This is a genomic window from Microcoleus sp. T3_D1, from assembly GCF_036700405.1.
Taxonomy (GTDB): Bacteria; Cyanobacteriota; Cyanobacteriia; order Cyanobacteriales; family Microcoleaceae; genus Microcoleus.
Genome location: NZ_JAUBOV010000006.1, coordinates 65732 through 79768, shown reverse-complemented (window position 1 = coordinate 79768; position 14037 = coordinate 65732). Strand labels below are relative to the sequence as shown.

At 46.2% G+C, this 14037-nt stretch carries 16 protein-coding genes; 8 read left to right on the top strand and 8 right to left on the bottom strand.

Annotated elements, in window-relative coordinates; all coding sequences use genetic code 11:
• Window positions 1-88 precede the first annotated feature (88 nt).
• The 3 genes from QT992_RS04925 to QT992_RS04915 all read left to right on the top strand — a co-directional run bounded on the left by QT992_RS04925 (window position 89) and on the right by QT992_RS04915 (window position 1200).
• Window positions 89-454: a DUF433 domain-containing protein gene (locus QT992_RS04925; protein ID WP_333053176.1), complete on the top strand. Its 366-nt coding sequence runs from the start codon at window positions 89-91 to the stop codon at window positions 452-454.
• Window positions 438-677, top strand: a complete 240-nt coding sequence (locus tag QT992_RS04920) for a DUF5615 family PIN-like protein (RefSeq protein ID WP_333053177.1) — start codon at window positions 438-440, stop codon at window positions 675-677. Before QT992_RS04925 ends, QT992_RS04920 begins: the two co-directional genes overlap by 17 nt.
• Before the next feature lie 229 nt (window positions 678-906).
• Entirely contained in the window at window positions 907-1200 is a 294-nt protein-coding gene (locus QT992_RS04915; RefSeq protein WP_333337099.1) for a hypothetical protein, read from the top strand.
• A 339-nt stretch (window positions 1201-1539) separates the two neighbouring features.
• On the opposite strand, the gene QT992_RS04910 is transcribed toward QT992_RS04915, so the two are convergent.
• Together QT992_RS04910 and QT992_RS04905 are read right to left on the bottom strand one after the other, a co-directional pair.
• Entirely contained in the window at window positions 1540-2712 is a 1173-nt protein-coding gene (locus QT992_RS04910) for a TRC40/GET3/ArsA family transport-energizing ATPase (RefSeq protein WP_333337098.1), read from the bottom strand.
• Between the two features lie 299 nt (window positions 2713-3011).
• Window positions 3012-3404 (bottom strand): DUF2358 domain-containing protein, encoded by a 393-nt coding sequence (locus QT992_RS04905; RefSeq protein WP_333337096.1) that lies wholly within the window; start codon window positions 3402-3404, stop codon window positions 3012-3014.
• 136 nt (window positions 3405-3540) lie between these two features.
• On the opposite strand from QT992_RS04905, the gene QT992_RS04900 reads away from it, so the two are divergent.
• Window positions 3541-4149 carry a glutathione S-transferase N-terminal domain-containing protein gene (locus QT992_RS04900; protein WP_333176617.1) on the top strand — a complete coding sequence of 203 codons (609 nt, stop codon included), beginning with the start codon at window positions 3541-3543 and terminating at the stop codon, window positions 4147-4149.
• A 474-nt stretch (window positions 4150-4623) separates the two neighbouring features.
• Here QT992_RS04900 and QT992_RS04895 read toward each other — a convergent pair whose 3' ends face one another.
• The 3 genes from QT992_RS04895 to ahcY all read right to left on the bottom strand — a co-directional run bounded on the left by QT992_RS04895 (window position 4624) and on the right by ahcY (window position 8557).
• The gene (locus QT992_RS04895; RefSeq protein ID WP_333337094.1) at window positions 4624-6048 is read right to left on the bottom strand and encodes an NADP-dependent isocitrate dehydrogenase; all 1425 of its coding nucleotides are present in this window, start codon (window positions 6046-6048) and stop codon (window positions 4624-4626) included.
• A 444-nt stretch (window positions 6049-6492) separates the two neighbouring features.
• Window positions 6493-7050 carry a DedA family protein gene (locus tag QT992_RS04890; protein ID WP_333376655.1) on the bottom strand — a complete coding sequence of 186 codons (558 nt, stop codon included), beginning with the start codon at window positions 7048-7050 and terminating at the stop codon, window positions 6493-6495.
• Window positions 7051-7279: 229 nt separating this feature from the next.
• Window positions 7280-8557: an adenosylhomocysteinase gene (gene ahcY, locus QT992_RS04885; RefSeq protein ID WP_333109311.1), complete on the bottom strand. Its 1278-nt coding sequence runs from the start codon at window positions 8555-8557 to the stop codon at window positions 7280-7282.
• Between the two features lie 232 nt (window positions 8558-8789).
• On the opposite strand from ahcY, the gene QT992_RS04880 reads away from it, so the two are divergent.
• The 3 genes from QT992_RS04880 (at window position 8790) to QT992_RS04875 (ending at window position 9561) form a co-directional block, all read left to right on the top strand.
• Entirely contained in the window at window positions 8790-9095 is a 306-nt protein-coding gene (locus QT992_RS04880; protein WP_333315778.1) for a hypothetical protein, read from the top strand.
• Window positions 9096-9114: 19 nt separating this feature from the next.
• On the top strand, window positions 9115-9207 hold the full coding sequence (locus QT992_RS33545; RefSeq protein WP_445251109.1) for a hypothetical protein: 93 nt from the start codon (window positions 9115-9117) through the stop codon (window positions 9205-9207).
• A gap of 90 nt (window positions 9208-9297) precedes the next feature.
• Entirely contained in the window at window positions 9298-9561 is a 264-nt protein-coding gene (locus QT992_RS04875) for a hypothetical protein (RefSeq protein WP_333315777.1), read from the top strand.
• Between the two features lie 417 nt (window positions 9562-9978).
• Here the strand turns inward: QT992_RS04875 and QT992_RS04870 are convergent, their stop codons facing one another.
• Window positions 9979-10698 (bottom strand): PEP-CTERM sorting domain-containing protein, encoded by a 720-nt coding sequence (locus QT992_RS04870; protein ID WP_333337091.1) that lies wholly within the window; start codon window positions 10696-10698, stop codon window positions 9979-9981.
• Window positions 10699-11323: 625 nt separating this feature from the next.
• Complete coding sequence (locus tag QT992_RS04865) at window positions 11324-11923, bottom strand: sulfite oxidase-like oxidoreductase (RefSeq protein WP_333315808.1); 600 nt, start codon at window positions 11921-11923, stop codon at window positions 11324-11326.
• A gap of 666 nt (window positions 11924-12589) precedes the next feature.
• Between QT992_RS04865 and QT992_RS04860 the strand changes: the two genes are divergently transcribed.
• Entirely contained in the window at window positions 12590-12859 is a 270-nt protein-coding gene (locus tag QT992_RS04860) for a hypothetical protein (protein ID WP_333315774.1), read from the top strand.
• A gap of 440 nt (window positions 12860-13299) precedes the next feature.
• Here QT992_RS04860 and QT992_RS04855 read toward each other — a convergent pair whose 3' ends face one another.
• Entirely contained in the window at window positions 13300-13995 is a 696-nt protein-coding gene (locus QT992_RS04855; RefSeq protein ID WP_333315773.1) for a TrkA family potassium uptake protein, read from the bottom strand.
• Between the last annotated feature and the right edge of the window lie 42 nt (window positions 13996-14037).

Sequence of the window (14037 nt, the reverse complement as noted above, 5' to 3'; positions counted from 1 at the left end):
TGGTTGGCTTTCATTACCTTCCGACAAAGCATTAGGCTTCTTGCTACAATGTTTTGATACAGTTCAAGTCAGGTAGAATATGTCCCTAATGAGCGCCCCAGCAAAATTCCAAGCAACCTCTCCTCCTTTCCGTTGGGATGAAGCGGGAGGTATCCGTATAGGTTCGAGTCGAGTCACCCTAGATAGCATACTTGCTTCATACCACAATGGCTCCACTCCCGAAGAAATCGCTATTCAGTATTCAGTTGTTCGCTTAGAAGACATATACAGTACCATTGCTTACTATCTAAACCATCGTCAGGAAATTGACAGTTATTTGGAACAGCGCAGCCAACAATCTCAGCAACTGAGACAAGAACTTTCTCGACAACACAACTTAGTTGATCTGAGACAACGTTTGCTTACTCGTTATCAGTCAAAAGGGGAGTCGATACCAAGTGCGCCTTCTAACTGATGAAAATTTTAATGGAGCCATATTGCGTGGGCTGGTGAGACGTTTGCCTGAATTAGATATTGTTCGTGTCCAAGATGTAGGGCTGATTCACACTGACGATCCAGATATTTTAGAATGGGCGGCTAATGAAGGACGCATCTTACTTACCCATGATGTGGCCACTATTACGATGTATGCCTACGAGCGAGTCAATCAAGGACTACCTAGGGCTTGGAGTTATTGAGGTTATTGCAACAGCACCCATTGGTAAGATCATTGATGATTTAGAACTATTTATTTGTTGGAGTCAGCCTGATGAATAGGAAGGTCGAATTCTTTTCATCCCTTTCCCTATACTGTGATTTGGCTAGATAGTCGGTGGAATCTACTGTATGTGGTTCACATTGAGCGTGAAGAAAATGTCATTCGGATTATTTCAGCACGTAAAGCAACTCGTCAGGAGAGGGCAGAGTATGAAGGTTGAAGCATTAAAGCAGCGATTAAACCGCAACCGTCCAATGACTAGCGTGACGATTCGTATGCCCGAAGATGTTGTGGAAGATTTAAAAAAAGTTGCACCATTGTTGGGTTTTTCGGGTTATCAGCCATTAATTCGTGCTTATATCGGTCAAGGTTTGCGCGTTGATTTAGAACGATTTGAGAGCGAGACAGTAACAGCCTTAGTAGCAAGTTTGAAGCGCCGAGGTGTCAGCGATGCAGTGATTGATGAGGCATTAAACGAAGTCCTTCGTGCTGAGCCCTGTTAATTGTGTCTAGCCAGCAGCATCTCATATCCAACCCCTTGACATCGGAATTATTCATCTCTCTCTTCTGCAGACTCTGCGCCCTCTGCGCCCTCTGCGGTTAAATCATTCCGGTACAATCGGAATTGATACCATTACAAAAGTCACTGTCTCATAAACGCAGACGCAACCATCCTACTTTTGACAAAGCAGTTCGCCTTGGACAAGAATGGCGTAAGTCTGCTGAATAGCTCAATACCTGCACGCGCACAAAAAATCCGGTTTCTGCGTGAATATCTCAAGGGATTATCCACGATTTTTCCTAGAAACCGGGTTTTTTAGGTTGATAGTGCGTAAGTCTTCTTAAGCAAACTTAATCTTCAAATAATCATCCTCCATCTTCGCCCCCGAAGGTTGCAGCGCCGCTAAAGCTTGCGGCAACACCAAATTACGGCGGTGATTCCCAATCCGAACATTCAACTCATCTCCCGTTTTGGTCAACTGGATCTGATCCTTAGCAATTCCGGGCAAATACAGTTCAAGACTATATTGATTGTTTTCCTGCACGATCTTAATCGTATTTTCTTTGTAATAAACTTGACTGGGGTCTTCGTCTTTGTAAAGCGTTTCTTTCAAGCGTTCCAAAGCTGCCAAACCGCACATTTCTTCTGAATAAAGTGGCACCTCCTTAACTGGAAGCGGCATGAAATCTGAGTGAATTTCCTGACGGTACTGTTCCTGGCTTTCTTTCCACCGTTTGAAAAATGGGTCAGTTACTTCTGCGGGAATAATCCGGTTAGCTACTACTAAATCAGTGGCTACATTGTACAAACTCAAATAGGCATGAGCGCGCAGAGACTCTTTAATTACCATTTTTTCGGGATTGGTAACTAACCTTACCGAAGTGACAGTATTGTCAGTTAAAACCTTTTCCAAAGCTTCGATTTGTTCGTAAAATTCGTAAGGTGCATCCATCACCTCTTTGTCTGGCAAAGAAAAACCCGCAATTGGTCTAAAAATAGGTTCAACTAAAGGCCGAAGGGCGGCTGATATGCCTTGCAGCGGCTTGTAAAATTTTCTCATGTACCAGCCGCCAACTTCCGGCAAACTTAGCAGTCTCAATGCAGTGCCAGTCGGAGCCGAATCGATAATTAAAACATCAAATTCGCCTTCGTCGTAATGCCGCTTCATTCGCACTAAACCGAAGATTTCATCCATTCCTGGCAAGATGGCTAATTCTTCAGCTTGCACCCCTTCGAGTCCCTGCGCTCGCAAGACTTGACTAATGTAGCGCTTAACGGCTCCCCAATTGCCTTCTAATTCCCTGAGAGCGTCTAATTCTGCTCCCCACAAATTCGGTTTCACCAGCCGCGAATCGTGTCCGAGTTCCATGTCGAAGCTGTCGGCTAAGGAGTGAGCGGGATCTGTGCTCAGCACTAGGGTTTTGTATCCCAATTCGGCACACCGTAGCCCAGTAGCAGCGGCTACGGAGGTTTTGCCGACGCCGCCTTTTCCGGTCATTAATATTAAGCGCATTGATTGTTTAGCTCGCCTGAAAATTCTTTACTTCTTTATTGTAACGTTCTGTAACAGAGATTAATTTAGTCGGCGCTTAATTTTGGCGACAAGCACCAGCCGGACACAGCACATTTCCTGTGACTCACGAAATTGCCGCCATGTCAAGATCAGTTAAAATTATTTATCTCAGATATCAATTGCAACAAATAAAAATCCATCAGCGTTCATCTGTGTTTATCTGCTAACATCTGCGGTTAAAAAAGGGATCTCGCTCTTGAAACACTATTTTTTATTGCTAACAAACCTAAGAACAATTCTCAAACATTAGTTTTCACAGGAAATACAAGCTGTTTGAGCACATCCAACCGCGAACAGTTCCAGTAATCGATGTGAGAAACAATTAAACCGTCGCTGTTGACTTTCATTTCGCTCCTACCGGCGATCGCCATTTTAGGTTTCCAAGGTAGCGGTGCGATCCAGCTCAGAGTCCAGCGAGTGTCTATAGTATCCCCCGATCGCGAAATCTCGTGCAAATCGAGATTTATATCCTGAAAAAAAGTCCCCATAAACCCGATCATTTTGCGGTAGCGATCGACTCCTGTAAATCGATTCACCGGATCTTCAAAATAAACATCTTTTGCATAGATGCTGTAAGTCTGATTATCTGGAAATCTTTGATAATCGTCTTTGAGAATTTCAATAATGTCCATTTCGAGCGATCGTTATTCTTCTATTATTAGAATATAATTTTAACACAATAGATATACTATCGCAATTTTCGTCCAAATTGTGATAGTATATCAGGTTATTTCCTGCCTTGCCAACTTTCAACTTAACATCACAACTATGATTGACCTCTACACTTTTACTACCCCCAACGGTCGCAAAGTTTCGATCATGCTCGAAGAAATAGGTTTACCCTACAACGTGCACGTCATCGACATCACAAAAAACGACCAATTTAGCCCAGAATTCATCGCCATCAACCCCAACAGCAAAATTCCGGCGATAGTCGATCGAGATAACGGCATCACCGTCTTCGAGTCCGGCGCTATTCTGATCTATCTTGCCGAAAAAAGCGGCAGATTTCTGCCCACAGACAAACAAAAATACTTTCAAGTTATGGAATGGCTGATGTTTCAAATGGCCAGCGTCGGCCCGATGTTTGGTCAGCTAAACCACTTCAAACGCTTTGCACCCGAACAAATTCCCTATGCGATTGGGCGCTACGAAAAAGAAACCTTGCGCCTCTACGGAGTATTAGACACTCAACTAGCAAAATACGAATACATCTGCGGCGACTATTCTATTGCCGACATTGCTACCTATCCCTGGGTTGCTATTTACGAATTTCAAGGATTAAGCCTCGACAACCACCCCCACCTCAAACGTTGGGTAGAAACCTTGCAGAAGCGTCCTGCAGTTGAGCGCGGCATGGCTGTTCCATCATTATAAACCCCCCATCTAAATTGTATTTTCGGGAGGGCGGGACACCCCACAAGCAAATTGACTTTTGTGGAACTGAGATGTTGCACCATTCTCAATAAGCTTTTTATGAACAGGCAAGATGCCTGTTCCACAAGAAAATTCCCTCTTTGTGGAACAGGCATCTTGCCTGTTCTTGACAATGGTGCAAGATGTGAGGTGGAACGGGCTTCTAGCCCGTTCTTAATAAACAGCGGGCGTCCCGCCCACCCCACAAAGCAAGTTTACTGGTTGTGGAACGGGCTTCTAGCCCGTTCTCAATCCACAGCGGGCGGGCTAGAAGCCCAACCCCTACTCCCCACAAGCAAATTGACTTTTGTGGAACGGGCTTCTAGCCCGTTCTCAATCCACAGCGGGCGGGCTAGAAGCCCAACCCCTACTCCCCACAAGCAAATTGACTTTTGTGGAACGGGCTTCTAGCCCGTTCAAAAAAAGCCCTCAAACTCAATCCGCGAAATGCTTAATAATCGCATCAGCAAACTCCGAACACTTCAACTCAGGCACCGGCGGTTCCATCAACCTCGCCAAATCATAAGTAACTTCACCGTTAGAAATTGCCGCTCCCAAACCCTTCTTAATCAAATCTGCGGCTTCCTGCCATCCCATGTATTCTAACATCATCACCCCGGACAAAATCAGGGAACCGGGATTGACTTTATCCAAACCAGCGTGTTTAGGTGCAGTGCCGTGAGTCGCCTCAAAAACTGCACATTCATCACCAATATTAGCACCGGGGCCCATGCCCAATCCACCGACAATGGCGGCGGCCGCATCGGACAAATAATCCCCGTTCAGATTCATTGTCGCCAAAATCGAATACTCGGCCGGTCGGGTTTGAATTTGTTGAAAAATACTGTCAGCAATTCGGTCGTTGACCATGATTTTTTCTTTCCACTTGCCGCTGCCGTGACTGTCCCAAATTGCAAACAGAACGTCGGCTACTTCTTGACGAATTTTGGCTTGTTTTTCTGGGGTCAAAGCATCGTATCCTGGGTCTATTTGGCGAGCATTATCTTCTAAGCTAATGTCGGGATTTTTTTCTTTGTTTTCCAGAATCCAAGACTCTCTTTCAGTTACGCACTGTTCGCGAAATTCGGTGGTTGCTAATTCATAACCCCAATCTCGGAAAGCTCCTTCAGTATATTTCATGATGTTGCCTTTGTGCACCAAAGTCACTTGCTGCTTATCTTTCGGCAACCGTAAAGCGTGGGTAATGGCGCGCCGTACTAAACGCTGAGAACCTGTTTTGCTAATGGGTTTTATTCCGATTCCAGAATCGAGGCGAATTTGTTTTTTGCCATGTTCTGGTGTTGCGGGAATTAACTCATTATTGAGGAATTCAATCAATTTTTTGCCGATTTCGCTGCCTTTGGCCCATTCAATTCCGAGGTAAATATCTTCTGTATTTTCCCGGTAAATAATTACATCTAGGAGTTCAGGGGTTTTGTGTAGCGATGGTGTTCCAGCATAATATTTGCAGGGGCGCACGCAGGCGTAAAGGTCAAAGATTTGCCGCAAAGCTACGTTTAGCGATCGAATGCCGCCCCCGATTGGGGTTGTCAGTGGCCCTTTGATGGCGACTCCGTATTCTTTGATGGCGTCTAAGGAATCCTGGGGCAGATATTGGTAAGTACCGTAGACATCGCAGGCTTCGTCGCCTACATAGATTTTAAACCAGTTGATTTTTCGATCGCCACCGTAAGCCTTTTCTACCGCAGCATCCATGACTTTCTGGGATGCAGGCCACAAGTCAACGCCGGTACCGTCGCCGCGAATGAAGGGAATAATTGGGTCATTGGGGACGATCGGCAAACCGTCTTTGAAAGTAATTTTAGAACCTGTTGTCGGGGCTACAATCTTTTCGTACATATTTTAACAGCGCGGATAGGAATGTTCCCTATTTTGCCACGATTATCTGCCTAAACCTCCACCAATCTTAAATATTTGTATAAATTTAAGTGGGATTTTTGGGCGATCGGCTGCCCGTCACTCTGACTTTTGGGCGATCGCCCATTTCAACCTCAATTTAAAAAAGTAGCAAAGATAGCAGAAGTTTCCCTCAAATCTCCCTCTCTATCTTTCAGCGCTACGGTTGAGAAGATGCTAGAAACAAGTCAGTGGATTTTAGATTTTAGATTTTAGATTTTAGATTTACTCCACACATGAATCTGGGAGGTTGAACCTTAGTCTAAAATTTTGAACGGATCGCGACTTTTGTCGGAAAGTTGTATGCGTTTTTGGGTGGGGTCAAAATGGTGATTGTAGCCGCCGATGAACGCAAATAAACGCCGATTATTTTCACAACTTTTGCCTTTATTTGCGATATTTTTCCTTCTGCATATTCTTTTTGACAACCCACAAAATACACCAAATGACAATAATCACCACAACTATTTTGGAAACCGGGGCCAGATATTCCTCTACAAGTGTATAATTTTCCCCTAGTTTATATCCGGCAAAAGTCAGGAAACTTACCCATAAAAGAGTGCCGCCGGTTGAGTATAGTAAAAAAGGAATTAAAGGCATATTATTGATGCCAGCGGGCAGGGAAATTAGGGTGCGAACTCCCGGTACGAGGCGACACAAAAACACGGCTTTGTTGCCGTGTCTGTTAAACCATCTATTTGCTTTGTCAATATCGGCACCCGATACTGTGATCCACTTGCCGTATTTGTCGGCTAAATTCCTCAAGCGTTCTTCGCTCAATAATTTACCCGCATAGTACCAGGGAAACGCCCCCAGAATTGTACCGATTACTCCGGCTGCGATCGCCGGCGCTAACTCCATATCATCACCCTTTGAGGCCGTGAATCCTGCCAGCGGCATAATCAATTCTGAGGGTATGGGGGGGAAAAGATTTTCTAAAAACATCAACAGGCCAATCCCGAGATAGCTCATCGACTGCATTGTGTTAGTTATCCATTCAACCATTTTGATTTAAATATTGGTAATAGGTACTTTGTATTTTGCTCGTTTTTTGATCGTTCCCAGGCTGTGCCTGGGAACGATCAAAAACGAGGCTCTGCCTCGACTCCCCATGAGGGAGGCAGAGCCTTGCTGCATTCATTCCCAGGCACAGCCTGGGAACGATAAACGATGATTAAGTGCCCGAAGTCCAAGAGTTTGTGTACTCAATTTGTTCGGCAGTCAAGGTATCAATGTGAATACCCATTGCTTCCAATTTGAGACGGGCAATTTCTTTGTCAACTTCTACGGGTATTGAGTGAATACCAGGCTCTAGTTTGCCTTTGTTCGTAACTAGATATTCGCAGGCTAAAGCTTGGTTAGCAAAGCTCATATCCATCACGGCGCTGGGGTGTCCTTCGGCTGCTGCCAAGTTGATCAAACGGCCTTCGCCCAACACAATAATCGATTTGCCATTATTGAGGTGATATTCTTGAGTGAAAGACCGGACTGTTTTCACGTCGGTGCTTTTTGCGCCGAGGGATTTGAGGTCAATTTCAATGTCGAAGTGACCGGAATTGCAAACAATTGCGCCGTCTTTCATTGTGTCGAAATGTTCGGCACGAATGACGTGTTTGTTGCCGGTAACGGTAATGAATATATCTCCGACTGTTGCTGCTTCGTCCATCGGCATGACGCGGAAACCGTCCATCACTGCTTCGATCGCCCGAATCGGATCGATTTCGGTGACAATTACGTTAGCACCCATACCGCGGGCGCGCAGTGCCGTGCCTTTGCCGCACCAACCGTAACCTGCAACCACAATATTTTTACCGGCTAACAAAATATTGGTAGCGCGGATAATGCCGTCTAGGGTAGATTGACCGGTGCCGTAGCGGTTGTCAAAGAAGTGCTTGGTGTCGGCGTCGTTGACGTTCATTGCGGGGAAAGTCAGCACGCCGTCTTTCAACATGGCCCGCAGGCGCACGATGCCTGTGGTAGTTTCTTCGGTAGTTCCGATTAAGTCGGAAATTTGGTTCGGGCGGTGCTGGATCAGGGCGGCTACCACGTCGCTGCCGTCGTCGATGATAATATTGGGGCGGTGGTCTAGGGCTGTGTAGACGTGACGTTCGTAGGTAGCCGCGTCTTCTCCTTTGAGGGCGAAGACGGAAATGCCGTAGTCTTCAACTAAGCAAGCTGCTACGTCATCTTGAGTGCTCAAGGGGTTGCTGGCGATCAGTACGGCGTCGCCACCGCCGAGTTTGATGGCGATTGCCAAATGAGCGGTTTCTGTGGTTACGTGGCAGCAAGCAGCCAAGCGAATGCCAGCAAAAGGCTTTTCTTTAGCGAAGCGTTCTTGAATTTGCCGCAAAACGGGCATTTCCCGGCCGGCCCACTCGATGCGTTGCTTTCCCAAGGGGGCGAGGGACAAGTCTTTGACTTCGTGTTTAATCTTGACGGATGTAGCAACCATGTATGTTATTTCTCAGAAATCATCAAACTTTGTTAGTTTTAGCAGATTAAGTCATCGGCGGGCAAGTGCTGTGATTTTACTCGATCGGGGTCGGCGCTGCTAATCTTAAATTTTGACTGTGTTTTAATGATTAGCGAGCTAGTCGATGGAGTCACCCGCACAGTGAGAGTCAAACATTCTTGTCGGGCGATGGATCTCAATCTTTTGTGTTAGCGTGGCATTTTTTAATTATTTGACCGAAAGCATCCAGGATACAAGCCCGCGAATTTATCCGTGGGGTCAAGGCTTCAATCGAAAATCTAAAATCGAAAATCTAAAATCGATTGACACTCTCACTTGGGCTGCTGGCAGTTCGATCGCCTGCGTGGCGTTCCCCGCTTGGCAGCCTGCAGATATCATCAGTTGGTTAGGACTTGGTTCAGTAGGGATTAGTTTCCCGTTCCCAGACATCTTCAAATACTTTTTAGCGGAAATATTTTTTCTGTTGCACGAACCGTTTCAATGGGGCGATCGGATAATAATTGTAGAAGGCTTTTGAAGGTACTGTTGAAAAGATTTTGCTGCGTTCAACTCAAATTATTAGCGATGGGGGAGAGCGAGTTATCGTGCCGAAGGCGATCGTATTTGCCAATTCAGTGCGGGTAAGCTAATCCGCATTTAAATTGCATAGTCAAATAAATCTTTACTGGTGTGGGGAGTAGGGGTTGGGCAGGAGATCGCGCCCTCAATATACAATTTAAATGCACAACAGCTTACTAATAGGCCTGCCCCGCAGGCGAACTAACTTGCCTTTAAATTTAGCCTATGATGTTGATACTTCAGGCTTTAACGATGGTTCTTTGGATCTTATTGTCCGCTATTGGACGCTGCGCGAACAAGCACAGGTGCGACGGACAAACACTAGGGCTGTGGTGGCGATTAAAGTAGCGTGCATCCGGGCGGACCTTAAAATTCCTCAACCGGTACTGGTGACTTTGTACGATCGAACAATTTACCGTGAGTGAGTTTTGAATTTTGAGTTGGGAGAGGGAGAGAGTGGGAGAGTGGGAGAGTTGGAAAAATCCTCTGGCTTCACGCTTGACTTCTTCCCTCAACACCCATCCGTTAACTCCGTTAAATCCCGTACACTGGGCGTGGCCGAACTTTCCTCTGATATCAAATCCGCGCTTCGACAGTCGGGCGTAAAATCGAGTCAACATCCAACACTCAACCATCATTCAGTTTGGCGACCCCTCCTTCAACAGTCAACGGTCAACAGTCAACAGTCAACAATTCCGGAGGAGTGCAACCAGAATTGATATGACTTCTCCCTTCTGACTTTTCAAATCAAGCAAAAGGCGAGCCGATTTCTCATTAGCGCGCCTCCTAATTGAATTTTATTTTGTCAAGCGTCATTGAGGATATTGTTCCGGTTGAAAAAATCATGAAGTCGTCTTGCTAGCGCGACGGCGGCGCGCTGCAACCAAACCACCCAAACCGAGAGCCAAACCAGTCATTGTCATCGGTTCTGGAACTGCTTCTGCGCTGACTGTGAAGTCTTGGAAGTCTGCGTCGTTGCTGTTACCGCGATCGTCGAAGGAGATTAGTGTGCCTCCGTTAAACAGAGAACCTATTCCGTTTGTGAAGTTTCCGGCAGCTCCGAAGCGGTTCGTTTTTTCTGTGTTGAGTTCGCTCCACAGTTGCGATTGCGCGCCAAACACGGCTTGCTGGCTGCCGGTAGAGGCGACGTTCAGGTTCAGCCCTGATGTCGAGTAGACCATGCCCTTCGACGCCTCCCCGAAAGTGCTGGAGAGTCCCAAAGTGTAAACTTGATTTGCCAAGAATCTGAATACTACCTCGCCAGAACCCGTGACGGTATTGCCCAAAGTTCCTTTCCAGTCGCTAGCGTCACCGTTGTCTGAGGATTTAGTTTCCGAAAATAACTTGGCAACGTTAGCGAGTGTGAAGCCGTTCACCTGGTAGATTCCCAAAGAGGAAGTATACCCACCGTGAGACTCTTTGAATTTAAACTTGACATCTTGATCTTGACTGAATGTGATGCCGTTGGTACCAAAGGAGAAGGCCTGAGCTGGAGCTCCGGCGCCAAACAGAGCTGTGGCGGCGGCGGTAGCTGTTAGGGCGGATAAGAGTTTGGTATTCATAAACCTGTTCCTTTTGTGCGATCGTCTTAATAATTTCATTATGCGATACTTTGTTTGTATTTGGGGCACTTTAGGTAAAGTTTGACATATTCTTTATCAAGCCTTTACATATCCTTCATAAATGCTGTCGATCGCATCGGCCCGCGGGCGATCGCCTCCTAATAATACCCACTAAATAATTATAAATTTTGTGGCTTGAAACCTTGCCGTAGCGGGCATGGGAGCGCGGGTCAGCCCAAGTGATTTGGATCGGGATTAGGCTAATTTTTTATTATATTGTCAAGTCTCAATCCTCAACAGCAAACACTTAAGTATAAATACGGTAATATTCGTGGGTACGGACTGTTACAGAAGTTTTATATTAACCTGAAACTGGGAATATTTGTTTTTTGGGACTTGTGTAGGGGAGTTAAAGTAGTTTATCTATCGGGTAAATTACGTACAAAATGCGATCGTTGGCTCTACGTATTTTGGTTGAATTAAATAGATCCCGTGGCGTGAGATATCCCAAAGATGCGATCGACCAGATGCAATTTCTGCCGATTGAAGCGGTAAAAGACCGGATTGCCCCTCAACCAAGATTGTATAGAGAAGGTATGGCCCCGTCTTTGCTCCCGATCGACCATCAAAACAGACCGCTGTACCGTTCCTCTGCCCAAGGTTCGCCCCGCTGGTGGTAGCCGTTGCGTTCCCAAAAACCGAGTTCTTCGGTTTCTGTAAACTGCAGGCCGTTAATCCATTTAGCGCTTTTCCAAGCGTACAAGTGGGGAACTACGAGCCGCATTGGGCCGCCGTGGTCTGCCGATAGGGGTTCGCCGAAGACGGTGTGGGCGAAAAAGTTTTCTTCTCGGAGGAAGTCGGCGATCGCAATGTTAGTCGTGTAGCCGCCGTAGCAGTGTTCCACGAGGTGCATAGCTTTCGGATCGACTTCTATATAGTTCATAAAATCTGTCACTTTAACTCCCGTCCACTGCACGTCGAGTTTTGACCACCGGGTGACGCAGTGAAAATCCGCAGTAAAGTTACTTTGGGGCATGGCCTGGAAGTCCGACCAAGTGAAGGTTTTTGGTTTGGCCAATCCCCAGACTTTAAATTCCCAACTTTCAATGCTGACGGAGGGTGTATCGCCGTAGGTCAGCACGGGAAACCCGTTGGCGAGGTATTGACCCGGGGGGACGCGATCGCTATTTTCTAATTCTGGCTTGCGAAAAAATTTGCCCAGCATTGATTCACGCTCTACAGTAACTGACTGCAATCCTGAGTATAACTTGCAGAGATGGCCGCATTGCAATTCATCAAAAATTTGGGTTTGAAACCCCGTCCTTTTAGGACGGCTTTACATTGGATGGGGGGAGGATTAGTCCCCCTTTTCTTGCTTGCTACCGCCTTGAATATAGTGACGACGTTCGACGTTTTGTATTCGCCTTTCGCCTGGACAGTTACAGGCTCGTGCTTTTTACCTGTACGCATAGCAAGTGGCTGTAAGCCCGTGTGTATATATCCCTTCGCCGCTGACTATCCGAGAGGTTAAAAACTAGGGAAGCATTCTTAACGTCGCTTGGTGTACCACCACCATATAGTTCAGCTTGTCTCGAAGACCCAGGCTAGACACTGGTTTGGCCTCAAATTAAGAAGGTGGTGAGTCTTCCGCTTTCAAGCCCCATCCCTTTAGGGTGGGGTTAGTGACCTCAAGGTAGAAAGCTTTCAGGACTTCTGCCGAAATAAAAATTCCACAATCCTGCCTGATGCCAACCTACTTCTGCCTTCTGAGAGAGGCTAAGCTAAAAATTACAAAATATATCACCCCATAGTATGAATTACCTAACCTTAAATTTTATCGCAATTGATGGTGCACTTCTGAATCTTTGATGTATTGTAACAATATGCTCAGATGCCATATGTAAAAAACATTGATGGGGTAAAAATCATGATCGCAAGTTGCTTGATTCCTTTGACGGTCTGCTTGGTTGCTTGGTGGGTGACTGCCGGGACTGACAATAGAACGCTAGACGGAATTCCTGCTCCCATAGCTGCAATTATTGGAGTGTGTTCGTTAATTTGGTTTGTGGCGGCGTGTCCTTGGCCTGTTGAACTCGCTCTAGTCTTGGCGGTGGTGGTTTTCGGCAAAGCTTATTTGCAAAAAATCTTGAAAGTCGGCTGAATTTTCAGGGCTAGCGCTCCTAGGATTGGCGGGAGCGCGATCGGGTGCTGCTACTTTGTTAAAATTTTTCGCGATTTGTCTGGCTAGGTTCTCCGAGGGGGTCGCAAAGACGGAACAAACCCCAGAACTGGTGAAATTCAATTTATAGCAGGAGGCAGGAGGCAGAAGGCAGGAGGCAGGAGGCAGAGGTAATCAGAGCAAGGGTTTCAGCAATCGATACCGTCCTAACCGCCAAGGCGGTTGCTATACATATTTCAGTTAAAAATTAGAACATAAAGATTGACAGAGAAACCCAGTTTATCTTAGATAAACCGGGTTTGTAGGGGTAGGAAATTTTCATACATCCCGCAAGAATTGCTTAGGACTTAGGCACTCCGAACTCAAGAAACCGGGTTTCTGAGTCCAGGAATGTTGCTATATGTGCGTAAAATGGCGCTCTGTTAAATTGGCAAGCGATTGATATCTTTATTAGAACCAATTACTACCATCACCTCGCCCTTTCTCAAGCGTTCGCTTGGCTCCGGATTAATCTCGAACTTGTCGGCGCGCCCGACTGCTAGCAAGTTCAAACCATACTTGCGCCGGAGTTCCAATTCGGAGATGGTTTTACCGTCAAACTTTTCAGGAACGAGCACCTCAACGATGCTGTGATCGGGGTCGAGGTCAAAGCGTTCTAAAATGCTGGGTTTTGTAAGAAGGCGGGCCAAAGAGCAGCCCATTTCTCGTTCGGGAAAAACTACATGATCGGCGCCGACTTTTTTCAACAGTTTTAAGTGAGTTTCCGAAGAAGCTTTGGCTATTACGTGACGTACCCCCCCTTCCTTAAGGTTAAGGGTGGTGGTAATGCTTTCTCCTAGGTAATTGCCGATCGCAACAATCACTGTTTCAAATTCAAATATACCGGCTTCAGCAAGAGCGCTAGGCTCCGTAGAATCTAACTGCAAAACGTGAGCAGCAATACGATCGCTCAAAGCTTGAGTTACTTTTTTTTCGTCGGTGTCAATTCCCAAGACTTCGTAACCCAAACCGTGCAGAGTCGAACAGACAGCTTTGCCGAAGCGTCCCAAACCAATAACTGCAAACTGCTTGTTGTCGGCGCGCAAAGTGCGAAAAAAATTCAAAGATGACAGGTTCACTAAATTTCCAGCGCTGAGCGTCTTGCTGTTTAAATTTTAGCA

Bases quoted from the DNA above. Each gene is read 5' to 3' on its own strand.
- QT992_RS04925 (WP_333053176.1), top strand. From the start codon at position 89: ATGAGCGCCCCAGCAAAATTCCAAGCAACCTCTCCTCCTTTCCGTTGG.
- QT992_RS04915 (WP_333337099.1), top strand. From the start codon at position 907: ATGAAGGTTGAAGCATTAAAGCAGCGATTAAACCGCAACCGTCCAATG.
- QT992_RS04910 (WP_333337098.1), bottom strand. From the start codon at position 2,712: ATGCGCTTAATATTAATGACCGGAAAAGGCGGCGTCGGCAAAACCTCC.
- QT992_RS04905 (WP_333337096.1), bottom strand. From the start codon at position 3,404: ATGGACATTATTGAAATTCTCAAAGACGATTATCAAAGATTTCCAGAT.
- QT992_RS04900 (WP_333176617.1), top strand. From the start codon at position 3,541: ATGATTGACCTCTACACTTTTACTACCCCCAACGGTCGCAAAGTTTCG.
- QT992_RS04895 (WP_333337094.1), bottom strand. From the start codon at position 6,048: ATGTACGAAAAGATTGTAGCCCCGACAACAGGTTCTAAAATTACTTTC.
- QT992_RS04890 (WP_333376655.1), bottom strand. From the start codon at position 7,050: ATGTTTTTAGAAAATCTTTTCCCCCCCATACCCTCAGAATTGATTATG.
- ahcY (WP_333109311.1), bottom strand. From the start codon at position 8,557: ATGGTTGCTACATCCGTCAAGATTAAACACGAAGTCAAAGACTTGTCC.
- QT992_RS04875 (WP_333315777.1), top strand. From the start codon at position 9,298: ATGCACAACAGCTTACTAATAGGCCTGCCCCGCAGGCGAACTAACTTG.
- QT992_RS04870 (WP_333337091.1), bottom strand. From the start codon at position 10,698: ATGAATACCAAACTCTTATCCGCCCTAACAGCTACCGCCGCCGCCACA.
- QT992_RS04865 (WP_333315808.1), bottom strand. From the start codon at position 11,923: ATGCTGGGCAAATTTTTTCGCAAGCCAGAATTAGAAAATAGCGATCGC.
- QT992_RS04860 (WP_333315774.1), top strand. From the start codon at position 12,590: ATGCCATATGTAAAAAACATTGATGGGGTAAAAATCATGATCGCAAGT.